The organism is Ligilactobacillus hayakitensis DSM 18933 = JCM 14209, assembly GCF_000615845.1.
In the GTDB taxonomy this organism is placed as follows: Bacteria; Bacillota; Bacilli; order Lactobacillales; family Lactobacillaceae; genus Ligilactobacillus; species Ligilactobacillus hayakitensis.
On record NZ_BAML01000002.1, the window covers coordinates 51,220 to 74,572 of the forward strand.

Sequence of the window (23,353 nt, forward strand, 5' to 3'; positions counted from 1 at the left end):
TATATGGTAAAATAAAAGTAATATATGTTAATTTTCAAAGGAAGAAGAAAAATGAAAAAATTATTACCAATTTTAAGATGGGTACTAGTAGTAGTACTTTTAGTGGTTGGTTTGGCATTAATTTTTAATGAACAAATTAAATCATATGTGGTTCATAATATGAGCCAATCAGCTATTAGTCAGCCGGTTTCAAAGAAAAAGAGTAAAGGCAATTTTGATTTCCAAAGCGTAAAAGCTGTAGATATTAAAGGCGTAGCAGCGCAACGCAAGATAATACAGGCGCAATTGGAAAAATTGCAATTCCAAGTATCGGATTGAAATTACCAATTTTTTACGGGTTAGATAACAATAATCTTATGCGTGGTGCCGGTACCATGAAGAGTAATCAAACAATGGGTGGTGAAAATAACTACGCCATTGCTGGTCACCATATGGAAGATCCAAATATTTTATTTGGACCTTTAAGTAAGGTAAAAGTTGGCAAAGATATTTATTTAACTGATGAAAAAAATGTGTATGTTTATAAAGTAACTAGAAAAGTAGTTGTTGATGAACATGAAGTTAAATGGGTAGATGATGTTCCCGGGCAAAAATTAGTAACTTTAGTAACTTGTGCTTCAGGAACAGAAGGCGAAGTAAACCGCGTGATTGTCCAAGGTGAATTAACTAAAGTGCAAAAGTATACTGCAAATCAAGATAGTATTTTTAAATAAAAATTAGTTAAAATAGACTATCTAAAAGAACCGTTAAGTAGAGTGTTAAACAAGCTACTTAACGGTTTTTTTTGTATAAAAAATTTTATTTGTTATTAGTAATTTTACCAAAAACCTTATCTAAAAAGTAAATGAATGGTCCACCAAATACAAGACAAATTACAATAAAAATAAGAGTTTTAGGTTCTTTTAGATAATTAAGCAAAGAAATGGGTTGATTCAAGAGCCAAAAAGTAAGTGTAAGTACTACAGCAATGTAAGGCGGAAAAACTATATATCTTTTATTTCCTCTAATGAATCCGCCATTCAACATAAAAGTCCAAAATCTTTTAATCATGAGACGTCACCCCTAACAATAATCATCTTATAATCACTTTATTTTACTTATATTATACGCTTATATTTTTTAATTAAAAGTAATAATTAGTATTGTACTTTATTAAGATTTAAACGATTCTTTAATGCATGATAAGCAAGGGCAACTACGTAAACACCAACTAAACGATCAAGGTAATCGGTTAAGATTTGGACGATAAATACGGCCCATACTTTTGGAAGTCCAGCTCCATATAAAAGTTGAACGATAATTGAAGAACCAGAACTTGTGATTCCGTGGAAAAGAATAATAGTAATTGTTGTACTTACGATAGTTCCAAAAATTGAAATCACAAAAGCTAACCACCAAATATTCTTGAAGTTATCGGGAGCAACTTTTTTGTAAGCAATCCCAGCTGCAAGAGCGACAATAAGCTGAACTGGCATAAAGTAATATGAAAATACGTCGCCGGCTAATCCAGCTAAAATAGAAGTCAAGCCTCCAACAATCAAGCCGCCAATTGGACCGGTAGTTGCGCTAGCAAATAAAGTTCCGATAGTATCAAGATAAATTGGAAGTTTTAAAAGTAAAGCGATTTTACTTCCTAAAACGTTAAGCGCTAAACAAAGCGCAAGAATTGCGATTACTTTAGTATTGATTTTTTTCATTTTTAATAGTTCCTTCTGATTTTATTTTGTAATTTGTGGTAAGACTTGCTCAAGCAAGCTCATATCGATATTGCAAGTCCGATTTAAAAAGATTTTCATGAATTCTAAGCTATCGACTTTTGTTAAAATGTGTGAATTAACATCTTTTTTCCAGAAATTCTTTTCATCAACTAATGTTTGACCGATACTAAGCCCTTTAGTTTCAACGGCAGTATAACTGTCAAATCCGTGACATAATTCAGGAAAAATGCTGTATGCAACAGCGAGGGGATCATTAATCACACAACCGATAACTTTTTCGTATTCCCAATGAAAATCGAAATAAAAGCGGGTGATTTTAGCGAAAAATTCAGCCTCTTTGGGATTGTTTTGCCGAATAAATTCAAGAATATTAGGCGTAAAAACAATCTTACGCGTAACATCAAGACCAATCATTTCAATCTTAATGGGAGAATTTTCATAGACAAATGCACTCGCATCAGGATCACACCAGTAGTTATATTCAGCTACTGGTGAACAATTCCCAAAGCTCTTGAAATTACCACCCATTGAAATGAAGCGGCCACAATTTTCCCAATTTTTAGGGTTAGCTTGCATTGATAATGCGATATTTGTCATCGGACCGATTGCGATGATCATTAGCCCTGGATTTTCAGATAATGCTTGACTGATAAATTCAGGAGCGTTTTGATGAATTTTTACATCAGTCACTTCAGGCAGATGTGAGTCACCCAAGCCATCATCTCCATGAGTATCTTGGGCGCTCACATAATCACGTTTAAGTGGTAAGCTAGCTCCTTGATAAACTGGAATATCTAAGCGATTAGCGTGTTGCAAGATTTTAAGGGCATTTTTAGCGCCTAAATCAGAAGGGACATTACCACTAACTGTCGTAATACCAATGACATCGAGTTCAGGAGAGTTTAGCGCTAAAAGAATTGCTAAACTATCATCAATGCCAGGGTCACAGTCAATGATAACTTTAGTTTTCTCGTTCATTATTTCCTACCTCCTTGAGAGATTCTTAGTTTTTTATTCTGGGAAGTTTAAGAACCAGTCCGTTATTGTAATAACGATTTGAATGAACATAGACTTAAGTATAGCGGAAAATATATTGTTTTTAAAGTCGTAGTAAAATCTCAAAAGAAAACTTGAAAAATTTGGGAAATTACGATAAAATATTTAAGTATGAAATTCGCAAAGGAGGGAAATCGCATGTCACAAAATACACACATCGGCGTAGCAAACGATCGTCGTCCTGTTAACTCAAAGAATGTTAAGAAGCGTCGCGCACAACACCAATCAGTTGTTTCTTTCTTAAAGAGCCGCGAAGAAGCTGACAAGGAAAGCAAGTAATTAATGATTTCCTTGGATTTAGATATCTCACAATTAAATGATGATATATTCCACATGTTGAACTTCCAAGGAAACATGTGGATTTTTTTTGCTGGATAAGTTTAGTACACTAATTGAAGATTAGAAGATAATCTTAGTACGGCGACTTTTCCAGCTTTAATTTTATGATGAGGTGCAAGATGAAAAAACAAGCCGCAATTGCAATTATTGAAAGTGACGATGCGATTATCCTAACGAAAAGGTCTGCTCAAATTTCTCAAGGAGGAGAAGTTAGTTTTCCCGGAGGAAAAATTGAAGCACAAGAATCGCCTTTAAATGCGATATATCGTGAGATTGAAGAAGAATTAGGCCTAAAAAAAGCACAGTTAAATTTTATCGAGGAATTAAAACAAAATTTCTCGCATCCAAAGTACGAGATTTATGGATTTCACTTTTCGACCCAGGAGAAATATTTTGATTTGTCCTATGACAAAAATGAGATTGCAAAAATCTTTACGTTACCGATTGCTAATTTAAAAAAAGCTGACATCAAAATTTTAAATTATCGCAATCAAAAAGATTTGGATGGATTAAACGATGATTTGAAACAACAAATCCAAAAATATGCTCCCAGTTTTACCACGCGCTATCTTGAATATCAAGAAAACGGAATCTGGGGATTAACGGCTGAAATATTAGCGCAATATCAATTGAACTTGAATAAAAAAGAAAAATAAGAGGAACGACATGAGTATATTAGAAGTTGAAAATTTAACGATGTCATTTGCGGATAAGCAACTTTATAGTGATGCAAGTTTTCGCTTAAATAAAGAAGATCATATGGGAATTATTGGTCAAAATGGGGCTGGTAAATCAACTTTAATTAAGATTATTACAGGCCAAGAATTACCTGATGAAGGAAAGATTAAATGGCAAAACGGAACAAAAATTGGCTATCTCGACCAATATGCTGAATCTGCCCATGATTTAACGATTGAACAATTTTTGAAAAGTGCCTTTCAAGAGTTATTTGATCAAGCAACCCTGCAAGCTAAATATTATGAAGATTATGCCTTGAATTTTGATGATGAACTTTTAGAAAAGGCAGGTAAGATTCAAGAAAATCTCGAAGCGCATGATTTTTATGATATTGATACTAAAATCAATCAAGTGATGGTTGGTTTAGGGATTGATGCATTAGGTAAAGATCGTCAAGTTAGTGAATGCTCCGGGGGACAACGGTCTAAGATTATTTTGGCTAAATTACTTTTAGAAGATCCAGATGTCTTATTATTAGATGAACCGACAAACTATTTGGATGTCGAACATATTGAATGGTTAACTGAATATTTAAATAGTTTTCGGGGATGCTTTATGGTTATCTCGCATGACTTTAATTTCTTAGAAAACATCACAAATACGATTGTCGATGTTGCCTTTGGTAAAATTACGAAATATACTGGTAGTTTCCGCCAAGCTTTAAAACAAAAAGAAGCTAAAAAAGAAATGCAACAAAAGGCTTATGAAAAACAACGCCGCCAAATCGAAAAAGATGAAGCTTATATTCGCAAGAATAAGGCCGGTTCACGTTCAAATATGGCTAAATCACGTCAAAAACGCTTGGATAAAATGGAAAGATTAGATCCACCAAGTGATGCTTTACAATCGCACTTTAAGTTCCCATATATTGAATTACTATCAGCTTCAACGCTAACAGTTAAAGATTTATCTGTTGGGTATAAAACTCCACTGTTAGAGCCGGTAACCTTTTCAATGTCACACGGGCAAAAGGTTGTTTTAAAAGGATTTAATGGGGTAGGAAAGTCAACCTTAATTAAATCGGTTTTAGGGATAATTCCTAATTTTGGTGGGAGTGCGAAATTTGTTGATAATGCCATCGTAAATTATTTTAACCAAGATTTAGATTGGGATGATAAGGAAAAAACACCGCTACAAACCATCCAAGATGAATACCCTAAGCTTGAACCTAAAACTATTCGACAACGTCTTGCCAGAGCGGGCATCAACGCGGAAAATGCGGTTAAACCAATGCATCTTTTAAGTGGGGGCGAACAAACCAAAGTGAAGTTATGTTTGCTTGAATTAAAGCCTAGTAACTTTTTAATTATGGATGAGCCTACTAATCACTTAGATGATGAAACTAAAAATGCTTTAAAAAAGGCATTACAAACTTTCCCAGGTAACGTCTTATTAGTAACACACGAACCAGATTTTTACCAAGGTTGGGTGGATAAAATCTTTGATGTGGAATCAGTGCGAATTCAAAAATAAGCCAATTAATTAAAAAAGATATGTTAAAATAAATGGAAGAATAGTTGTTGAAAGGATAGCCTAGATGAAGAAAAATAGTAATCTAATTTATTGGATTGTTGCTGGTGTATTAGTAATTATCGCGATTTATAGTGGAGTGCACATGCATCAACTTGAAAGTAAGAATGCCGTCGTTGTTAGTAAAAAGATGAGCATGAGTTCAAGTATTTCAACGAAGCAAAAGAAAATCAAGAAGCAACAAACTCGTGGGATGGCTAAAAAAGTTGAATGGAATAAGCCATCAATGACCATCCCATATCCTGACATGGATGCATATAAAAATGTAAAGAAAAAAGACAAGGTACGCTTAGTTGTTTCAACTAAAAAACAACGTGTATATGTGATGAGTGGACCATATATTTTATATACGATGTATGCTTCTGTCGGGAAGAATTACGAAAAACACTTACCAATTCAACATGTTACGCCTGTTGGAAAGTATAAGTTAGATCAAGCCCGTGGGCAAGAATTTTATGATGAATCACGTAAAATTGGGGGTAAGTATTGGACTTCTTACAAGGGTCCATATCACTTCCAAAGCGTGCCAATGGATAAAAACGGGAAGGTAGATCAAAAGTTAGCTGAAAGATTAGGGAAAACTAACATAACACGAAAGCATAATGTTCGCGCATATGGTTCAATTTTATTAACTGAGCCAGATGCTAAGTGGATTTATGAGAATCTACCTGCAGGAACTAAAGTAACGATTAAAGGTAAGGATGTAATTCCGGATAACTTTAAAGATAAAAAAGAAAAAGCGGATAAAGACTAGTAAAAAAGAGGTTGAAAAATAAATTTTTTTCAGCCTCTTTTTTAATTTTAAAGCAAGGTGTCCAATATACATATTTGAAAGAAGACGATAAAGATGATGGAACAAGCATGTACATCTATTTTAGTAGGAAAAAAATTATACTATTTCGTTCTTTTTGGAATAAATTTGACGTTCTATAATTTAAAAAAACTAAAGGATAGGTGTTACTGCTACCTATCCTTTAGTTTATTTTTTTGTTTCCTCATAAAATGGCAGTAATTCATCAAAACTTTTTAATAGACCATCAATTAACCGTTCTAATGATTGGTCAGGCTCAATTGGAATATCCTGTTTAACCAAGACCTTACGAACTTCACCTGATTTGACCTGTTTTAGTAAACTCTTTCGATTTTCTTCTGTTGCATCCATTTTGAAACTTATACCATTTTTTTGTACAAAATAATACATGTCTCCAAAAGGAAGAAGCTTCAAAACTTTATTTTGTTTCTCTAAACTGTTTTCAGACATCCTTCTTTCTACAAAACTAACCTCAACGGAAATTCCAAAATTATCAGATTCCCCATAAAGACGAATAGCCAATGCCGAATTATCCAAATCATCGGAAGGTAACCGGAAGTAACACCAAAAATGGGGACGACATATCTGAGATTGATTCATCCATTGACTAACACGCTCTGCTTTAAATGGTTTTACCCTGTCTTCAAAAGATTTACTGATTAAACTGAATTCATCCCGGGCCTGTCGAGCGAGGTCCCTTAAATCCATCATATACTGGCGATAATTACCGGCCTTTTCCGGCTTAATATATTTTTCTCCTTGATAGGGTAGATATTCCTTTAATTTATCAAACGACATTTTTCACCTCATAAATCAATTAAGCCATCTTCGTCAATAATAATTATTCTTCTACCTGAACGTTTTATCAATTTATTATCCTCAAGAAATCTAAATTTTCTAGAAAGAGTTTCAGGGGTAGTTCCTATATATCGCGCGATATCAATCATCTTCATAGGTAAACTGAACCGATAATCGTTCGCTACTTTTGACAGATCCAAGAGGTAGTTCGCTAAACGTTGCTCAACACGCTCCATAGATAAAATATGGGCCTGCTTTTCTACTTGAATCATCTTTTGCGCACTTAATTCAAATAATTTAAGAGCTATTTGTGGATTTCTAAGCATTATTTGATCAAAATCTTGTTTACTTAATCTACAAATTTCAGTTGTTTCAAGAGTTTTACCAAAAAGAGATTCATTTTTAATACCGAACAACTGATTCTCACCCTCATAGCCACCTGGTTCAACAACCCGTAAAAGCTGTTCATCACCATTTGTAGACAGTTGGAATACTTTCATACTTCCGAAAGCCACGATGTCCAGATTTTCATCTCCTGGTCTAAAAACAATTTCATTTTTTTTAAATTGTTTATGTTGTGCCAATCTATTAATTTTAATCTGTTCATCTTCTGACAGATGATTAAATAATGGTACAAGTGTTACACAAATATGTTGAACCATGTATAGCCTCCTTCTAATTAATAAAACCTATTCTTGAGATAATTCATCAAATTGTTTTAATAGCTGATAAGTTTTAGTAAGTGTCTCACAAGCATCATCTGGAATTGTATAATCTTTTGTAAGAGCTCTTAGTTCTGAAAATTCATTTGATAGGTCCAAATTATTATCCTTAATTTTATGTTGAATTGTTTCATAAACTTTGCGAACATCAAAGACTTCTGGATGATTTTTCCCATGAGCTTTTGTAATAGCATTTGTATATAGATCAAGCATCTCATCATTTGCTTCAAAAAATTGTTTTAACATTGTACTACCTCCTATTATTTTTCTGATACTTTTAGGACATCATAGCCAATTGCTTGCACTGCCTTCACAATTTCATTAACGTTTGTCACACTAGCGTCAAAATTTACTTTTGCCTTACTGGCATTGAATAGAACTTTGACACTTTCCTTATCGACACCTGTTACACTTTTAATGGCTCCCTCAATTTTTTGCATACATGTTGGACAAGCCAGTGTTTCAAGCTGTAGTATAGCTTTTTTCATCATTTTTACTTCCTTTCCTTATTATGTCTTTAGTATAGTGCGATATTTAGAATAAAAAATTGATTTCTATCAAGAATCTCTATTTTCTTTTATACTTTAAAAGCCTCATAGCATTCAAAATAACTACGAGAATGCTACCTTCATGAACAAACATACCAATTGCCATATTCATCCACGAACTTGAGAGGATACTGATAAGAAGAACTACTACAACTAACAATGCAATGAAGATATTTTCAATCATATTACGTCGTGTAGCTTTAGCCAACCCAATCGCATGAGGGATTCTGTGAAAATCCGAATTCATCAAAACAACATTTGAAGTTTCAATGGCAACATCTGTACCGTTTCCCATGGCAATTCCAATATCTGCTAAGGCCAATGATGGGCTATCATTAATACCATCTCCGACAAATGCTACTATTTCTCCACTTGCCTGACGTTTTCTCACAAATTCTGCCTTGTCTTCTGGTAGTAGATGACCATAAGCCTCGGTTAAGCCTAACTGATTAGCAACTAAATCAACTGTGCCTTGATTATCTCCAGATAATAAAATGAGATTTTTTACTCCCATATTTTTAAGCGTCTCTAAATCCTCTTTGACTCCTTGTCTAATTTGGTCGCGAATTCCTACAACAAGAGCTATTTGGCCATCAATAGCAGTTAGGACAATTGAATTTCCTTTTGCTTCCATTCCTGCTATGTCGCTCTTCATCTGGTTAGTGAATGGAATATTATATTGATTCATCAAGTAAGAGTTCCCAACGAGAACTTGGTGATTTTGAATACGAGCAACAATGCCACCACCTTGAATGACCTCTGTTGAGTCAATTACCCTTACTACAGAATCTGAGTAATAGTTCAGAATTGCTTTCGCGAGCGGATGATCTGATTCTCTCTCAACACTAGCCAGTAAGCTCTCAGCAAGGCTCCTATCACTGCTATAATAGATTGTCTGTGCAACCTGAGGGTTACCATAAGTTAATGTTCCTGTTTTATCAAATAACATTGTATCAACTTTACTAAAGTTTGTAATGACATCACTACCTTTAAATAAAATGCCATGTCGTGCGCCGTTTCCAATCCCTGACACATTTGAAACTGGTACGCCAATAACCAGTGCACCGGGACATCCAAGAACCAAAATAGTAACGGCTAACTCAATATTGCGGCTAATAAGCCAAACAATAATCGCTAACACTAAAACTGAAGGAGTATAGTATTTTGAAAATTGGTCAATAAACCTCTCAGCTTTTGACTTGCTGTCCTGTGCTTCTTCTACTAATTCAATAATTTTCCCAAAAGTTGTATCTTCCCCAATCTTCTCAGTACGTATTTGTATAGTGCCATTTTCAAGAATGGTACCAGCAAAAACTTTATCGCTTAAATCTTTAGAGACTGGGATAGATTCGCCCGTAATACTTGCTTCATTTGCAGTACCAGAGCCAAATATCACTTCACCGTCAACTGGGATCTTTCCACCAGTTTTTACTAAAAGAATATCTTCTTCATTAACTTCTTCAACTGACACCTCTTCAAAGTCACCATTGTGTAGTTTACGAAAAGTAGTCTCTGGTACCATCTCCACGAGATTCTTAATCGCAGAACGTGTCTTGGCTAATGTTCTTTGTTCTAAGTATGCGCCAAATAAGAAGAGAAAAGCTACAATAGCTGATTCTTCAAACTCTTTAATAACAAATGCCCCTAAAATAGCAAGAGTTACTAAGAGATCGATGCTAATTACCTTAACTCTAAGAGCTTGATAGGCTTGAACAAAAATTGGTAAACCACCAACTAATGAAGCTACAAACAGTAGATAAGTTGAGCTCTGCTCACTACTAAAGAACCATTTGGATGAAAAAGCAAGTATAATAAGAACACCAGTTATTGCTGTTAACCAATTTCGATAACGTGATAACAATTTTTGCATAATTTCGACCTCCTTTATTATATTCAGTATAACCGAGCATAGAAATATAATAATTGATTTATATCAAGTTTTAAAAATACTAGGACCACGTAAAGTTTTAGTGGACGAAATTGAATAAAAAAGAAAAAGCTAATAAAGACTAGTAAAAAAGCGGTTGGAAAACGAAATTTTTCCAACCGCTTTTTTAATTTAAAATCAAGGTGTACAATGAAGAAGATTAATTTATACATATTTGAAAGAAGACGATAAAGATGATGGAACAAGCATGTACATCTATTTTAGTAGGAAAAAATGCCAGCCTTGATGGCTCAGTGATGATTGCGAGAAATGACGATACCTTTTTGCCAATCACGCCCCAAAAATTTATTATGCAAGCAGCATATCAAAATGAAGAACGAATTTGGGAATCAAATCTGAATGGATTTAAAATGACTTTACCTAAAAATGGTTATAAAACAAGCTTTACTCCTAATGTTGATGTTGAACATAATGGGGTGTTTGGGGAAACGTCAATTAATGAAAAAAACGTTGCGATGTCTGCAACAGAATCAGTTTATGGTAATGAAAGAGCTTTAGCGTATGATCCATGGGTTGAAAATGGAATTGCCGAAGATTCAATTCAAAATATTGTGGCGCCTTATATTGATTCAGCGCGACGGGGTACGTTATTTAGGTGAATTGATTGAAAAATACGGTTCTCCAGAAGGAAATGGCGTTTTATTTGCGGATAAAGATGAAGCTTGGTATATGGAAATTGTTACCGGACACCATTATGCGGCAACGCGTATCCCTGATGATGCGTATGTCATTGCGGCTAACCAAGTGGCCCAACAAGAAATCAATTTTGATGATCCTAATAATTTTATGTGGTCAAATGGACTCCAAGAATTTGTTGCCAAACATCATCTTAACCCAGATAAGAACAGCTTTAATTTCCGTAAAATTTTTGGAACGGATACGAAAAAAGACCGTCACTACAATACGCCAAGAGTGTGGTTTGGTCAACGATACTTTACACCAGAAGTTAAGCAAGAACCAACTTCAAGTGAATTGCCATTTATTTGCCGTGCTAATCGGCTTTTAAGTGTGGAAGATTTACAATATGTTTTAAGTTCACACTATAATGAAACTAAATATGATCCTTTGGGTAATGGAACAGAGGAAGAAAAGAAACTTTTCCGTCCAATTTCGTTGAACCGCACGCAAAATTCACACGTACTTCAATTAAGAAATACGGTTTCTAAAAAGCATAATGCTTTAATGTGGATGTGTTTTGGTGTCCCTTCATTTACACCATACGTTCCGTTTTATGCCAATGCTGATGATATTCCTGCAAGTTGGGCGAATACTCCGCTAGAATTCGATATGAACAGTGATTATTGGATGTATCGGGCCTTATCTATGTTAGTGGAATCACACCATGTCCAATTTATTCAAGATGATATTGATTATTTAAAAGAATGTCGTCAATTACAACGAACAATGATTGAAGCGGTTGATAACCAAGTGGCAGCTTTAGATGGTAAAAAACTAACAGAAGCATTAACAAATGCTAATGATGAAATGGTTAAAGTCATGCGTGATAAGGCAATGAAGATGATTGATCATTACTTTGTTGAAGGTCTAAAATTATCTAAATTAACTTTCAATATGGATGCTAATCTTTAAAAAAAGAGAAAAATTAAGGAAAATGATTGGAAATTTTATCACTTTATAGTAGATTTAATTAGGTAAGAATTTTTGAAGGATGTGATTGCATTGCAAATCGCAGTAGAATCATTTATTAATGCTATTGAAAGCGAAGAATATACAACTAAAATTATTACGGGGACAATGAATGATGTTGATCAATTAGGAATCGCAGAAATCATTGATCCGGTTGTGAGCACTTTTGCTGATATCTTAAGACAAGAAACGCTTGCACAGGTGCAACTTGTCTTAGACGGATTAAAAGAACCAATCTTTATCACGTTAGAATCTGGAATTATTAATTTGCCTTTTAGCAATATTAGTAAGGTGGATAACTTCTACAGTGAATTAACGCAAGAAGTACCAGTAGTGGTTAATTTAGTTGTAGCTCATTCAAAGTTAAATGCTTCAGGATTACGAATTGATACATTGGGAAATGTTACAGATTTTCTCAGCAATCCTGCCCAGTTTACAATGCAAATTATTACCAGTGTAGCTGAAAAAATAGCAACGATTCAAAATGCTCCTGATGATGAGCAAGAAGAATCTGATGAATAAAATTAAGAGGTTGGGGAATATCCTAACCTCTTTTTTAGAAGGTGGAAAAATGAAAAATAGAATGCTTCTTTTAGACGGTGGAATTAATTTTCGTGAATTAGGCGGATATCCAACAAAAACAAATGGTAAAGTTAAATGGCATAAACTTTTAAGAAGCGGAAGTTTAGCACAATTAAGCACAAAGGATGTGGATAGCTTAGAACAATATGGATTGCGATATGTTGTCGATTTAAGAACCACTGAAGAAAGTACATATTCACCGGATAAGTTATCCCCTAAAATGAAATATTTATCCACATCCGTTTATCCTTTTTCAAAAGAGTTGTTAGCTAATTTAGGGATTGTGAATAACTTAAAATTAAAGGCAACCACGCTTGCTTATAATCAACAAGTCTATCTCCAAATGCTATTAGACCCGCATTCAAGAGCTGCGTATCAACGAATGTTTAATGTATTATTACAAAATACAAATGAAAATGAAGCGGTGGTATTTCACTGCACAGCTGGAAAAGATCGCACTGGAATTGCCGCCTTTTTGATTTTGAGTGCGTTAGAAGTTGATTTTGAAGCAATTTTGGAAGATTATTTATTAACCAATTTATATTTTAGTGATTATTCGGCAACAGCAATTAATCACATGTTGATAAGTGAATCTAAAGATAAAGTTTCCAAAGAGTTGAACCAAAAAGTCGCAGTTTTAGGAGAAGATTTACGGTTCTTAAAGCAAGCTTGTGAATTAATAAGTGGATCAATGGAACAGTTTTTAGAAGAATATTATCATTTAACTCCAAGTAAGCTTAGAAGTTTAAGAAAAATATATGTGAGGTATGAAGATGGAAATGACGTTGCAAAACGCCGTATTAAATAGTTTAGTTAATCAAACTTATGAAGCAAACCAAGCTCTTAGTCCAAAATTAATTACGAATCAAAGAAAAGATAATGTTTGGAATAATTTGCGTAATGAATTACGAGAATGTACGAATTTTTTCTGGGCAGTGGCGTTTATTACGGTGGATATGTTAACGCCGATTAAAGTTGTTTTGGCGGATTTAGAGAAGAAAAACATTAAAGGAACTTTGATTACAGGAACTTACCTTGGATTTAACTCACCACAAGTGTATCGCGAATTAATGAAAATTCCTAATCTGGAGGTTTATTTAACTCAAGAAGATGGTTTTCATGCGAAAGGCTTTTGGTTTGATCATGAAGATTATCAAACTTTATTTGTAGGAAGTGCAAATTTAACCCGCAACGCTTTACTTAAAAATCAAGAACTCCTTTTGCGAGTATCGTCTCTGAATGCGGGGGCATTAGTAAATGAGACGAAATTAATCTTTGATGAATTAATAGCTAAAAGCGAACCTTTGAATCAGGAATGGATTGAAGCATACGCTAAAACATGGCAAGCCCCAAAAGCCAAAAGTAATTATAAGCAAACTGAAATTAAACCTAATCAAATGCAAAAAGCCGCCCTCAAAGAATTAGATTATTTAGTGAAAAACAACGCTAAAAAAGCTTTAATTGTATCCGCAACAGGAACTGGGAAAACTTATCTAGGAGCTTTTGCGGTAAAAAATTATGCGCCGCAACGCTTTTTATTTGTTGTTCATAGACAACAAATTGCTAAAGCAGCCTTAGAAAGTTTTTATCGTGTTTTAGGTGGTAACCGTAGTGATTATCAATTATTAAGTGGGACCCAAAAGAATTTTGAAGCGAAATATACTTTTGCCACCATTCAAACTTTAAGTCAAGATGACGTGTTGCAAAAATATCAAGCTGATGCCTTTGACTATATTATTATTGATGAGGCCCACCGGAGTGCCGCTAAGAGCTATCAAAAAGTGATGGGGTATTTAACGCCAAAGTTTTACCTTGGTTTAACTGCGACTCCTGAAAGAACGGATGAACAAGATGTTTATCAGATTTTTGACTATAATTTAGCGTATGAAATTCGCTTAAAAGAAGCCTTAGAAAATCAAATGTTGAGTCCGTTTCATTATATTGGCGTCCAGGATTATGAAGAAGACGGAATCGTGATTGATGAAACAACGAATTTAAGGTATTTAACATCTAAAACACGAGTTGAGTACATTTTGAAGCAATTAGATTATTATGGCTATTCCGGAAGTCACGCATCCGGCTTGGTTTTTTGTAGCCGTCAAGATGAAGCTAAAAAGTTAGCTCAAGAATTTAATCAGCAAGGCTATTTAGCTCAAGCTTTGACAAATGAAGATTCCCAAAGTTATCGCCAAAAAACGGTAGCTGCTTTTGAAAAAGGCGAACTGAATTATATTATTACCGTGGATTTATTTAACGAAGGGATTGATATTCCATGCGTGAATCAAGTTATTCTTTTACGCAATACTCAATCTAGCATTATCTTTACCCAACAATTAGGGCGAGGATTACGTAAATTTAAAGGTAAAGAATTTTTAACCGTGATTGATTTTATTGGCAATTACCAGAATAATTATCTCATTCCGATTGCCTTATCTGGCGATAACAGTCGCGATAAAGATCAAGTGAAAAATCAATTATTATTAGCTAAAGAAATTGATGTTTCAACTATTAATTTTACTGAGATTGCGACAAAGAAAATCTTAACTTCGCTTGAACAGACCAAATTAGATTCGATGCTAGAACTTAAGCGGAGTTATAAGGAACTATCTCAAAAAATCGGACGTCCCCCTTTATTGCTAGATTTTCTAAAATATAATTCGACTAATTCAGAAGTTTTTATAAAGAATAATAATCTAAAACATTATGGTGATTTCCTACAGAAAATGGGAGTTGAGATTAAATTAAGTGACTATGAACAAGCTATTTTGCACTTTCTTACCAAAGAATTAGCAAATGGGATGCGGATTCATGAATTACTCTTATTAGAGATGCTTTGTCAAAAAGAAATTGTTTCAAAAGAAGAGTGGATGAAACAATTAGAAATCCATAATGCTGTTGTTAATGATGCGGTTATTCAATCAAGTCAGGGGATTTTAGACTTGAGCTTTTTTGATGTTAAAGCGGGCAAAACGACAAAAGCAATACAATATGGCCAAGTAGCTCTTGTTGAAGATAATCTATTGGAATATCGCTTAAATTCACGGATTAAAGCAGCTTTAAAAGAGAATGAGGATTTTGCCAAATTATTTAAAGATGTTCTTCAAGTGGGGAAAAGATTAAATCGAAATTATGATAATCAGACCCAATTTACTTTATATCAGCGCTATAGCAGAAAAGATGTTTGTCGCTTATTGAATTGGCCTAAAGACGTCAGTGCACCAATGTATGGGTATCGTGTTGATAAAGATGAATGTCCGATTTTTATTACTTATCAAAAAGATGATGATAAAAAGCGCAATGCGCTTTATCAAAATGATTTGCACAATGGCACTTCGCTTCGTTGGTACACTAGAAGCCCGCGAAGTTTAGAATCTGATGAAGTAAAACGGCTCTTAGCTGGAGTTGATGAGGGAAAGCAAAAAATGAAGATCCATGTTTTTGTTAAGCGAAGTGATGCATACGGAAAAGAATTCTATTACCTTGGTCAAGCAAAAATTGATGGAACAAGTGTAGCCGAAGAAATTTTAGCTAATAAAAAAACGGTCGGAATGGACTTGAAACTAACTACTCCATTATCTGCAGAAATGCGACAAGTATTGTTTTTAGATTAAAAAAACAAATAATAAAATTATAAATAGATTAAAAATAAAAAAATTACGAAGAATAACTTGCAATTTTAAAGATTTTTTTGTATTCTGATTAACAATATAATTAATTTACAGAAGCAAAGGAGTCTTATTTCATGTCTAATTGGGATACTAAATTTACTAAAAAAGGTTATACATTTGATGATGTATTATTAATTCCAGCGGAAAGTCACGTCTTACCAAATGAGGTTAATCTTGGGGTGCAGCTCGCTGATAATCTTAAATTAAATATCCCAATCATTAGTGCCGGTATGGATACTGTTACAGAATCAGCAATGGCCATTGCAATGGCGCGTCAAGGTGGATTGGGTGTTATTCATAAAAATATGACAATTGAACGTCAAGCCGATGAAGTTCGTAAAGTTAAACGTTCAGAATCAGGGGTTATTATTGATCCGTTCTTCCTTACACCAGAAAATAGTGTCAATGAAGCGGAAGCACTAATGCATAAATATCGAATTAGTGGGGTTCCAATTGTAGATAATAACGAAAATCGCAAATTAGTTGGAATTATTACTAATCGTGATTTGCGTTTTGTAACTGATCATGGAGTTGCTATTGATACTGTAATGACAAAAGAAAATCTAATAACTGCTCCTGTCGGAACTTCACTCAAAAAAGCTGAGGCAATCTTACAAGAACATAAGATTGAAAAACTTCCAATGGTTGATGAAGCAGGGAAGCTTACAGGTTTGATTACGATTAAAGATATTGAAAAAGTAGTCGAATTTCCAGATGCTGCCAAAGATAAGCATGGACGTTTATTAGTAGCAGCAGCAGTTGGGGTAACAAGTGATACCTTTGAACGTGCCCAAGCCTTATTAGATGCCGGAGTTGATGCTTTAGTTATCGATACAGCTCATGGGCATTCAGCCGGGGTTTTACGTAAGATTAAAGAAATCAGAGATCATTTCCCAGATGCAACTTTAATTGCAGGAAATGTTGCAACCGCTGAAGGAACACGTGCTTTATATGAAGCTGGCGTTGATGTAGTAAAAGTCGGAATCGGACCTGGTTCAATCTGTACAACGCGGGTAGTTGCTGGGGTTGGGGTGCCGCAAATTACTGCAATTTACGATGCTGCAAGCGTTGCCCGTGAATATGGCAAGAAGATTATCGCTGATGGTGGAATTAAGTATTCAGGAGATGTTGTCAAAGCGATTGCAGCTGGTGGAAATGCCGTTATGTTAGGTTCAATGTTAGCCGGAACTGATGAAGCACCAGGTGAAACAGTAATTTACCAAGGTCGTCGCTTTAAGACATACCGTGGTATGGGTAGCTTAGGCGCAATGGACTCAACTCATGGTTCATCAGATCGTTACTTCCAAAGTGGCGTTAACGAAGCTAATAAGTTAGTTCCTGAAGGAATCGAAGGACAAGTTGCATATAAAGGTGCTGTTGCTGATATTATTTATCAAATTGATGGTGGTCTTCGTGCAGGTATGGGATATTGTGGAGCCAAAGATTTACATACCCTTACAGAAGATGCTCAATTTGTTAAAATCACAGGTGCCGGCTTAGTAGAATCTCACCCTCATGATGTTCAAATTACTAAAGAAGCACCTAACTATTCAAAATAAGAAATTTTATGAAATAAATTAAATAATCCGAAGATAATGATTGGTTAACAAAATTTATCTTCGGATTATTTTTTGTAGTTAAATCCATGTTATAATATATGTATACGCTTTCATAGAAATGAGGGGAATTTATGAAAAAGAAATTATATTTAGTTAGACATGGACAAACATTATTTAATCGCTTGCATAAAACGCAAGGATGGTGCGATTCACCATTAACGGAATTAGGTAGACGTCAAGCTAAGGCAGCTGGAGCATTTTTAAAAAATAAATCTTTTGATGCTGCATATGCATCAACTTCAGAAAGAACCAATGATACCTTAGAATTAATTCGCCAAATGCCATATGAACGTCGCAAAGATTTGCGAGAAATGAGTTTTGGAAATTTTGAAGGTGGCGATGAATACTTACAACCAAAGAATTGGTTTATCAATCAACCCGATGCCTTTGTAGTATATGGCGGAGAAGATTTACGTGATGTTCAAAATAGAATTAAAAATGCTTTGTTGGAAATTATGCAAAGCGAAGATAATCAAAATGTTTTAGTGGTATCTCACGGAGCTGCAATCGCAAGTTTCTTAAATGAAATTGCACCAGATACGATGGCGTTAATTCGCTCACAACGTGGAGTTCCTAATTGTGCCGTTAATGAAATTGAATATGATACCAAAACTGCAACCTTTGAATTGATAAATGTGACTGATCCAGCACGGTATTATTTATAAATTACACATATTGTGGTTTGAATTGTATGTTAAGATAGTTATATTATCACTTTATAGTGTTTTTTTGATGGTAAATACAGTAATTTTTTTACTAATCGTTTACACAATGTGAAGTAGGTGGTATACTTAATAACTGTCAGGAAGAAGTAATGTTTTTTCGCATATACTTTTCTTTTGTTTACCACATTTTGTTTCCATTGGTATATAAAATCATAGTAAGTTAACGGCATACTGCATATCCTGACATTGTATGTTTTAGACCTTGACCGGCTATGTTTTATATATTGATTTTCCGTTAGGCAAGATTTAGTTCTTCCTAACGGATTTTTTTTGTAAAAATTGATATATATTTTATTTTTTAGGAAATAATAGCTTATAATAATAAGTAACATATAGTTTAGATACTGAAAGAAGGGATAAAATGTTTCCAGAAAAATTGAGAGCTTTACGGCTTGGACGCGGGCTTTCGTTAGCTGGTTTAGCCAAAGAATTGAATGAATTAGAAGCAATGAAAAACCTTACTAAGCCTAACACCGGACCTCAAATCGGAAGTTGGGAGCGTGGGGTTAATATTCCGTCATATCTTGAAATTAAAAAATTATGCTTATACTTTAATGTAACTCCTAATTTTTTAATTGGAGAGGCTAACCAAACAGAAGACTTAAACGATCTTTTCATTAGTAATAAGCCGTTGTTATTTAATGGTGAAGAACTAACAGTAAGTGAAAGACAAGAAGTTTATGGGATGATAAAAGCTTATATGCGCGGAAGAAAATTAGCTAAACAAGAAACAACCAATGTAGGAATAGATGAAGATATCGTTTTACCATTGTAAATGTTATGTAAAAGTTGACTTAAATTTATCAAATTTTTAGAAAAATTGATATAATGTACTTTATAGAGAATTTTGAAAGGATGTCGATGTTTAAATGGACATATTACAACAATTGTATGGTCCCTTTTTTGATTTAAATAACTGGAAGACAGTTGTTACATCAGGGGAAGATTGGATGATTATTTTATCACTTGTATTAATCGAGTGTATATTATCCGTAGATAATGCGATTGTTCTTGCTGCCCAAACACAAAAATTACCAGATAAAAAGCAACAAGAAAAATCTTTATTTTATGGTTTGTGGGGAGCATATCTTTTCCGCTTTATTTTTGTAGGAATTGGAGCTTATTTAATTCATATTTGGGAAATCAAGGTATTAGGAGCTCTTTACTTAGCTTACCTTGCAATTAATCACTTCTATCGTATGAAAAATCCAAAGCAAAAAGCAAACAAGAAGAAAAAAGAACGCAAGCCAATTTTACCACTATTTTGGTCAGTCGTTGTTTCAATTGAAATGATGGATATCGTCTTTTCAATTGACTCAGTGTTAGCTTCATTAGCCGTTTCACCTAATCCAGTAATTGTGTTAATCGGGGGAATGGTAGGAATTCTTGCGATGCGTGGAATTGCTGAAGTTATTATGAAATTAATGGAAATTGTGCCTGAATTAGAAACAACTGCTTATGGCTTAATCGGATTGATTGCTATTAAGTTATTCTTAACAATTCCAATGATTGATATTGAAATTCCAAACGCAATTTTTGGATTAATTGTTCTTGGTTCAATTGCCGGTACATTTGTATATCACAAAATTAAAAACTAACCAAAAAGTTCAGAGCAATCTGAACTTTTTTTATTATAAGAAGGTTTTAAGATTGGAACTTGTTTTTTGAAAACGGATACATTAAAATTGAAGTTGTTTACAGAAGGGAATGATTTTATGTACAAATTAATTTCTATTGATATGGATGAAACCTTATTAAATGATCAAGCCCAAATTACAACGGGGAATGCTGAAGGTTTAAAAGCAGCTTCAAGAGCTGGAGTTAAAGTAGTCTTAAATTCCGGGCGTGGATATGCTTCTTTGCAAGATGATTTGGAAACGTTGGATTTAAAAGGAAAAGCCGGGCAATATGTTATTAGTTATAATGGTGCAGCTATCATTGAAAATGAAAAGAATAAAGTAATTCATGTAGATGGCTTGGAATTTGATGTTGCTAAACGCTTATTTAATCTTATGAGAGTTAATTATCCGCAAAATTCAATTCATATTTACACGGTTGATACCTTATATGTTTACCATATGACTGATGTTGATCGGAATTATCTTGAACCACGAGGAGTTAAGTGGGTTGATTTAGAAAATGATAATATTGATTTTCTTCAAGATACTCCAATTACAAAAGTTATCATCAATATTTTGAGTGAAGATGAAAGAAAAGCATTTGAACAAGTCGTTAAAGAAAATATCCCCGAAAAAATGACGGTTACGCATTCATCTGGTAGATATTTGGAATACAATAGTGCTAGTGCCACCAAAGGCAATGCGATGTTGTATTTGGCAGAAAAATTAGGAATTAAACCAGAAGAAACAATTGCGGTTGGCGACAATGGTAATGATTTGTCCATGATTAAAGCAGCCGGTGTGGGGGTTGCGGTTAAAAATGCGCATGCTCAAGTATTAAAGATTGCGGATTATATTTGCCAAAACGATAATAATCATGATGCATTACAAGAAGTAGTGCAACGCTTTATTGAAAGTTAAATTTTGCTATTTAAGCTTTTTTGTAGTTATAATATAAGGAATATGTAATTACAAAGGAGCTTTTTTTATGCAAAATTTAACCCCAAAAAATATTAAAGAAAAGACAAGCCAAGGGCTTACGTTTGTTGATTTTTGGGCGGATTGGTGTACTCCATGTAAGGTAATGGAACCAGTAATGGAAAAATTAGCACAAAAATATGAAGGTCAAATTAAATTTGCTAAAGTTGACGTTGAAAAATATCAAGCATTAGCAGAAGAATATAATATTATGAATATTCCCGCCATGATTTTATTTAAAGATGGTGTACCGAAAGAAAAAGTAACTGGTTATCATCCCGCTAAAGAAATGGAAGCATATCTAGATTCTAAGATTGAAGGGTAATGTCGTGAAAAAATATGGATTATACTTAAGTGTCGGGATTTTTGGCGCTTTAGGAGGAATGACACGATATTTCTTTGCGACGCTATTAAATTATCAAGGCACGCTCCTAGTTAATCTACTTGGAAGTTTTGGATTGGCCTTTTTAACTTATAGCATTATTCAAGCTGCAATTTTCCCTGAATGGCTAAATGTTGGCTTAGGAACCGGATTTATTGGCTCCTTTACAACATTTTCGACTTTTACAATGGATTTTTATCATCAACCGGATCCCAAAAGTGCATTGATATATTTAGTCTTAAGCGCACTTGGAGGATTTCTTTGTGCATATTTTGGAATGCTGTTGGCTAAATTAATGGTTAAAAGGAAGGATTAAGATGGTACAAGTTGGCGTCGGCGCAGGTTTAGGGGCAATAATGCGCTATTTAATGACTAGTTTAATTAAGCGGAAAATCCGGGGCAATTTTCCCGTAGCTACTTTGGTTATCAATATCATGGGCGCTTTTTTCTTAGGGTATCTCAAGGCTAAAAATATTCCAAGCGAAGCTGATTTATTATTGGCAACGGGATTTTTAGGAGGCTTTACTACTTTTTCAACTTTTCAGGTGGAATCAGTGAGTTTATTCGATGAAAAAAGGTGCGTTCATTTAGCAAGTTACGTACTTATGACTTATCTTTGTGGCTTAATTGCTGCTTATTTAGGAATGGTTTTAGGAAATTTCGGCAGATAGATAAATTTATGTTAAAATAAGAATTATGACACAAAGAAAGGCCGTGAAGACAGTTTTATGAAAATTGCAATTTTAACGGATTCATCAGCTGTAATTGATGAGAATGATGTTGAAAAATTTAATATTCATATCCTTGAATTCAATATTGGTTTTGAAGGCGGTCGTTATCTTGAAAAACAAGGAATGACTCAAGAAATGAAAAGAGAGATGTTACTAGAAAATACAAGTACACCAGTAATTGAGTCAGTTTCTGATAATGAATTAGATAGTTTTTTTTCTGATTTGAAAACCCAAGAATATACCGATTATATATTTATTACGCTTGCAAATGGGATTAGTAGTTTTCCAAAAGTGCTTGAAAATTATGCGAAAACGAGTGATTTAAAGATTCACGTTTTTGATTCATATGCTAGTGGGGCCAATCAAGGGTATTTAGTAAAATTAGCCGCTAAAAAAGCAGCTGAAGGGGCTGATGTCGCTGCGATTATTGATCATTTAAAAGCCTTACGGGATAATAGTGCAACGTTTTTATTGAGTTATGGCGTTAACCAATTAACGAAAACGGGATACATGTCAAATGGCCATAATTCAGTTTCAAATCGTTTCTTGAAACCTAAAACTTTGATGAGATTTACCAATCAAGGAAAGTTATCGATGTATAAAACGCATTATCGTGAAAAGTCTAGTTATGATGAACTAAAAGCAGCGATTATGCCAATGTATGAAAAGTTTGGCAAGAAAACACAGATAACTTTAATGGGGATTTTAAACAACAAAAAGTATCAAGAATATGAGATGCATTTAAACGCAGATTTTACTGATGCGACGATTAAAGTGGTTGAAATTCCATTATCATTGGCAATTTTTCTTGGAAGTAAAGGAATTGCTGTGGCTGTAAATGAAATTTTCGAATAAAGACTAAAAAACTAGAGTTTTGCTCTAGTTTTTTTATTTTTGTTAAAGATTGAGCGAAAAACTTGATTTGATGAAGCAAACAGAGTATAGTAATCACACATGGTAAAAAGCGTATTCTATCACAGATGGAAACGGTATCAAAAAATACTGATATCTATCTTATTAGATGAGCTAAATTTAAATAAAGGAGGGATGGATTATGAAATGGTACTTAGTTGAAACAATTAAAGATGGAAAAGTCGTTAATGAAATCGTTAAAGCCAGTTCAGTTGAAGAAGCTGAAGCACAATTAAATGCATAAGGAAAATAAAATGCGAAAAATAAAATTAACCCACACTA

Annotated in this window: 24 protein-coding genes, 2 pseudogenes and 1 riboswitch; of the genes and pseudogenes, 18 read left to right on the forward strand and 8 right to left on the reverse strand. The window is 34.0% G+C overall.

The window, feature by feature from the left end:
- Positions 1-51: 51 nt before the first annotated feature.
- A pseudogene (locus JCM14209_RS10560) lies at positions 52-713 on the forward strand (class A sortase).
- Between the two features lie 85 nt (positions 714-798).
- Here JCM14209_RS10560 and JCM14209_RS00820 read toward each other — a convergent pair.
- From JCM14209_RS00820 to JCM14209_RS00830, 3 genes are all read right to left on the reverse strand, one after another.
- Positions 799-1,050: a DUF5976 family putative bacteriocin gene (locus JCM14209_RS00820; RefSeq protein WP_025021752.1), complete on the reverse strand. Its 252-nt coding sequence runs from the start codon at positions 1,048-1,050 to the stop codon at positions 799-801.
- An 86-nt stretch (positions 1,051-1,136) separates the two neighbouring features.
- Positions 1,137-1,697, reverse strand: coding sequence for an ECF transporter S component (locus tag JCM14209_RS00825; protein ID WP_025021753.1), 561 nt, complete (start codon positions 1,695-1,697; stop codon positions 1,137-1,139).
- Positions 1,698-1,718: 21 nt separating this feature from the next.
- Positions 1,719-2,696, reverse strand: coding sequence for a nucleoside hydrolase (locus tag JCM14209_RS00830; RefSeq protein ID WP_025021754.1), 978 nt, complete (start codon positions 2,694-2,696; stop codon positions 1,719-1,721).
- A gap of 19 nt (positions 2,697-2,715) precedes the next feature.
- Positions 2,716-2,760, reverse strand: a riboswitch (PreQ1 riboswitch).
- Between the two features lie 152 nt (positions 2,761-2,912).
- Here JCM14209_RS00830 and JCM14209_RS10170 point away from each other — a divergent pair.
- The 4 genes from JCM14209_RS10170 to JCM14209_RS00850 all read left to right on the forward strand — a co-directional run bounded on the left by JCM14209_RS10170 (position 2,913) and on the right by JCM14209_RS00850 (position 6,135).
- Positions 2,913-3,053: a hypothetical protein gene (locus JCM14209_RS10170; protein WP_164476340.1), complete on the forward strand. Its 141-nt coding sequence runs from the start codon at positions 2,913-2,915 to the stop codon at positions 3,051-3,053.
- Between the two features lie 179 nt (positions 3,054-3,232).
- A complete protein-coding gene (locus JCM14209_RS00840) occupies positions 3,233-3,769 on the forward strand; it encodes an NUDIX hydrolase (protein WP_025021755.1) in 537 nt (178 codons plus the stop codon).
- 10 nt (positions 3,770-3,779) lie between these two features.
- Positions 3,780-5,324, forward strand: coding sequence for an ABC-F family ATP-binding cassette domain-containing protein (locus JCM14209_RS00845; RefSeq protein ID WP_025021756.1), 1,545 nt, complete (start codon positions 3,780-3,782; stop codon positions 5,322-5,324).
- Between the two features lie 64 nt (positions 5,325-5,388).
- On the forward strand, positions 5,389-6,135 hold the full coding sequence (locus JCM14209_RS00850; RefSeq protein WP_025021757.1) for a L,D-transpeptidase: 747 nt from the start codon (positions 5,389-5,391) through the stop codon (positions 6,133-6,135).
- Between the two features lie 225 nt (positions 6,136-6,360).
- Here the strand turns inward: JCM14209_RS00850 and JCM14209_RS00855 are convergent, their stop codons facing one another.
- The 5 genes from JCM14209_RS00855 to JCM14209_RS00875 all read right to left on the reverse strand — a co-directional run bounded on the left by JCM14209_RS00855 (position 6,361) and on the right by JCM14209_RS00875 (position 10,130).
- Complete coding sequence (locus JCM14209_RS00855) at positions 6,361-6,990, reverse strand: hypothetical protein (RefSeq protein ID WP_025021758.1); 630 nt, start codon at positions 6,988-6,990, stop codon at positions 6,361-6,363.
- A gap of 8 nt (positions 6,991-6,998) precedes the next feature.
- Positions 6,999-7,652, reverse strand: coding sequence for a Crp/Fnr family transcriptional regulator (locus tag JCM14209_RS00860; protein ID WP_025021759.1), 654 nt, complete (start codon positions 7,650-7,652; stop codon positions 6,999-7,001).
- A 27-nt stretch (positions 7,653-7,679) separates the two neighbouring features.
- Positions 7,680-7,958, reverse strand: a complete 279-nt coding sequence (locus JCM14209_RS00865) for a hypothetical protein (RefSeq protein ID WP_025021760.1) — start codon at positions 7,956-7,958, stop codon at positions 7,680-7,682.
- A gap of 14 nt (positions 7,959-7,972) precedes the next feature.
- The gene (locus JCM14209_RS00870) at positions 7,973-8,200 is read right to left on the reverse strand and encodes a heavy-metal-associated domain-containing protein (RefSeq protein ID WP_025021761.1); all 228 of its coding nucleotides are present in this window, start codon (positions 8,198-8,200) and stop codon (positions 7,973-7,975) included.
- Between the two features lie 79 nt (positions 8,201-8,279).
- Positions 8,280-10,130 carry a heavy metal translocating P-type ATPase gene (locus tag JCM14209_RS00875; protein WP_025021762.1) on the reverse strand — a complete coding sequence of 617 codons (1,851 nt, stop codon included), beginning with the start codon at positions 10,128-10,130 and terminating at the stop codon, positions 8,280-8,282.
- A gap of 251 nt (positions 10,131-10,381) precedes the next feature.
- On the opposite strand from JCM14209_RS00875, the pseudogene JCM14209_RS08720 reads away from it, so the two are divergent.
- The 13 genes and pseudogenes from JCM14209_RS08720 (at position 10,382) to JCM14209_RS00940 (ending at position 23,014) form a co-directional block, all read left to right on the forward strand.
- Positions 10,382-11,798, forward strand: a pseudogene (locus JCM14209_RS08720) (C69 family dipeptidase).
- A 90-nt stretch (positions 11,799-11,888) separates the two neighbouring features.
- The gene (locus JCM14209_RS00885; protein ID WP_025021763.1) at positions 11,889-12,377 is read left to right on the forward strand and encodes a hypothetical protein; all 489 of its coding nucleotides are present in this window, start codon (positions 11,889-11,891) and stop codon (positions 12,375-12,377) included.
- A gap of 49 nt (positions 12,378-12,426) precedes the next feature.
- Positions 12,427-13,245, forward strand: a complete 819-nt coding sequence (locus JCM14209_RS00890) for a tyrosine-protein phosphatase (protein ID WP_025021764.1) — start codon at positions 12,427-12,429, stop codon at positions 13,243-13,245.
- Positions 13,211-16,048, forward strand: coding sequence for a DEAD/DEAH box helicase (locus tag JCM14209_RS00895; protein ID WP_155830643.1), 2,838 nt, complete (start codon positions 13,211-13,213; stop codon positions 16,046-16,048). Before JCM14209_RS00890 ends, JCM14209_RS00895 begins: the two co-directional genes overlap by 35 nt.
- 131 nt (positions 16,049-16,179) lie before the next feature.
- The gene (gene guaB / locus JCM14209_RS00900; protein ID WP_025021766.1) at positions 16,180-17,664 is read left to right on the forward strand and encodes an IMP dehydrogenase; all 1,485 of its coding nucleotides are present in this window, start codon (positions 16,180-16,182) and stop codon (positions 17,662-17,664) included.
- 131 nt (positions 17,665-17,795) lie between these two features.
- Positions 17,796-18,389 carry a histidine phosphatase family protein gene (locus tag JCM14209_RS00905; RefSeq protein ID WP_025021767.1) on the forward strand — a complete coding sequence of 198 codons (594 nt, stop codon included), beginning with the start codon at positions 17,796-17,798 and terminating at the stop codon, positions 18,387-18,389.
- A 421-nt stretch (positions 18,390-18,810) separates the two neighbouring features.
- Positions 18,811-19,224, forward strand: coding sequence for a helix-turn-helix domain-containing protein (locus JCM14209_RS00910; RefSeq protein ID WP_025021768.1), 414 nt, complete (start codon positions 18,811-18,813; stop codon positions 19,222-19,224).
- Between the two features lie 94 nt (positions 19,225-19,318).
- Positions 19,319-20,047 carry a TerC family protein gene (locus tag JCM14209_RS00915; protein ID WP_025021769.1) on the forward strand — a complete coding sequence of 243 codons (729 nt, stop codon included), beginning with the start codon at positions 19,319-19,321 and terminating at the stop codon, positions 20,045-20,047.
- 117 nt (positions 20,048-20,164) lie between these two features.
- Positions 20,165-20,989, forward strand: a complete 825-nt coding sequence (locus tag JCM14209_RS00920) for a Cof-type HAD-IIB family hydrolase (RefSeq protein WP_025021770.1) — start codon at positions 20,165-20,167, stop codon at positions 20,987-20,989.
- 67 nt (positions 20,990-21,056) lie between these two features.
- Positions 21,057-21,371 carry a thioredoxin gene (trxA, locus tag JCM14209_RS00925; protein ID WP_025021771.1) on the forward strand — a complete coding sequence of 105 codons (315 nt, stop codon included), beginning with the start codon at positions 21,057-21,059 and terminating at the stop codon, positions 21,369-21,371.
- Between the two features lie 4 nt (positions 21,372-21,375).
- A complete protein-coding gene (locus JCM14209_RS00930; protein ID WP_025021772.1) occupies positions 21,376-21,744 on the forward strand; it encodes a fluoride efflux transporter FluC in 369 nt (122 codons plus the stop codon).
- A gap of 1 nt (position 21,745) precedes the next feature.
- Entirely contained in the window at positions 21,746-22,099 is a 354-nt protein-coding gene (crcB, locus tag JCM14209_RS00935; RefSeq protein WP_025021773.1) for a fluoride efflux transporter CrcB, read from the forward strand.
- A gap of 57 nt (positions 22,100-22,156) precedes the next feature.
- Positions 22,157-23,014, forward strand: a complete 858-nt coding sequence (locus JCM14209_RS00940) for a DegV family protein (protein ID WP_025021774.1) — start codon at positions 22,157-22,159, stop codon at positions 23,012-23,014.
- Positions 23,015-23,353: the final 339 nt, after the last annotated feature.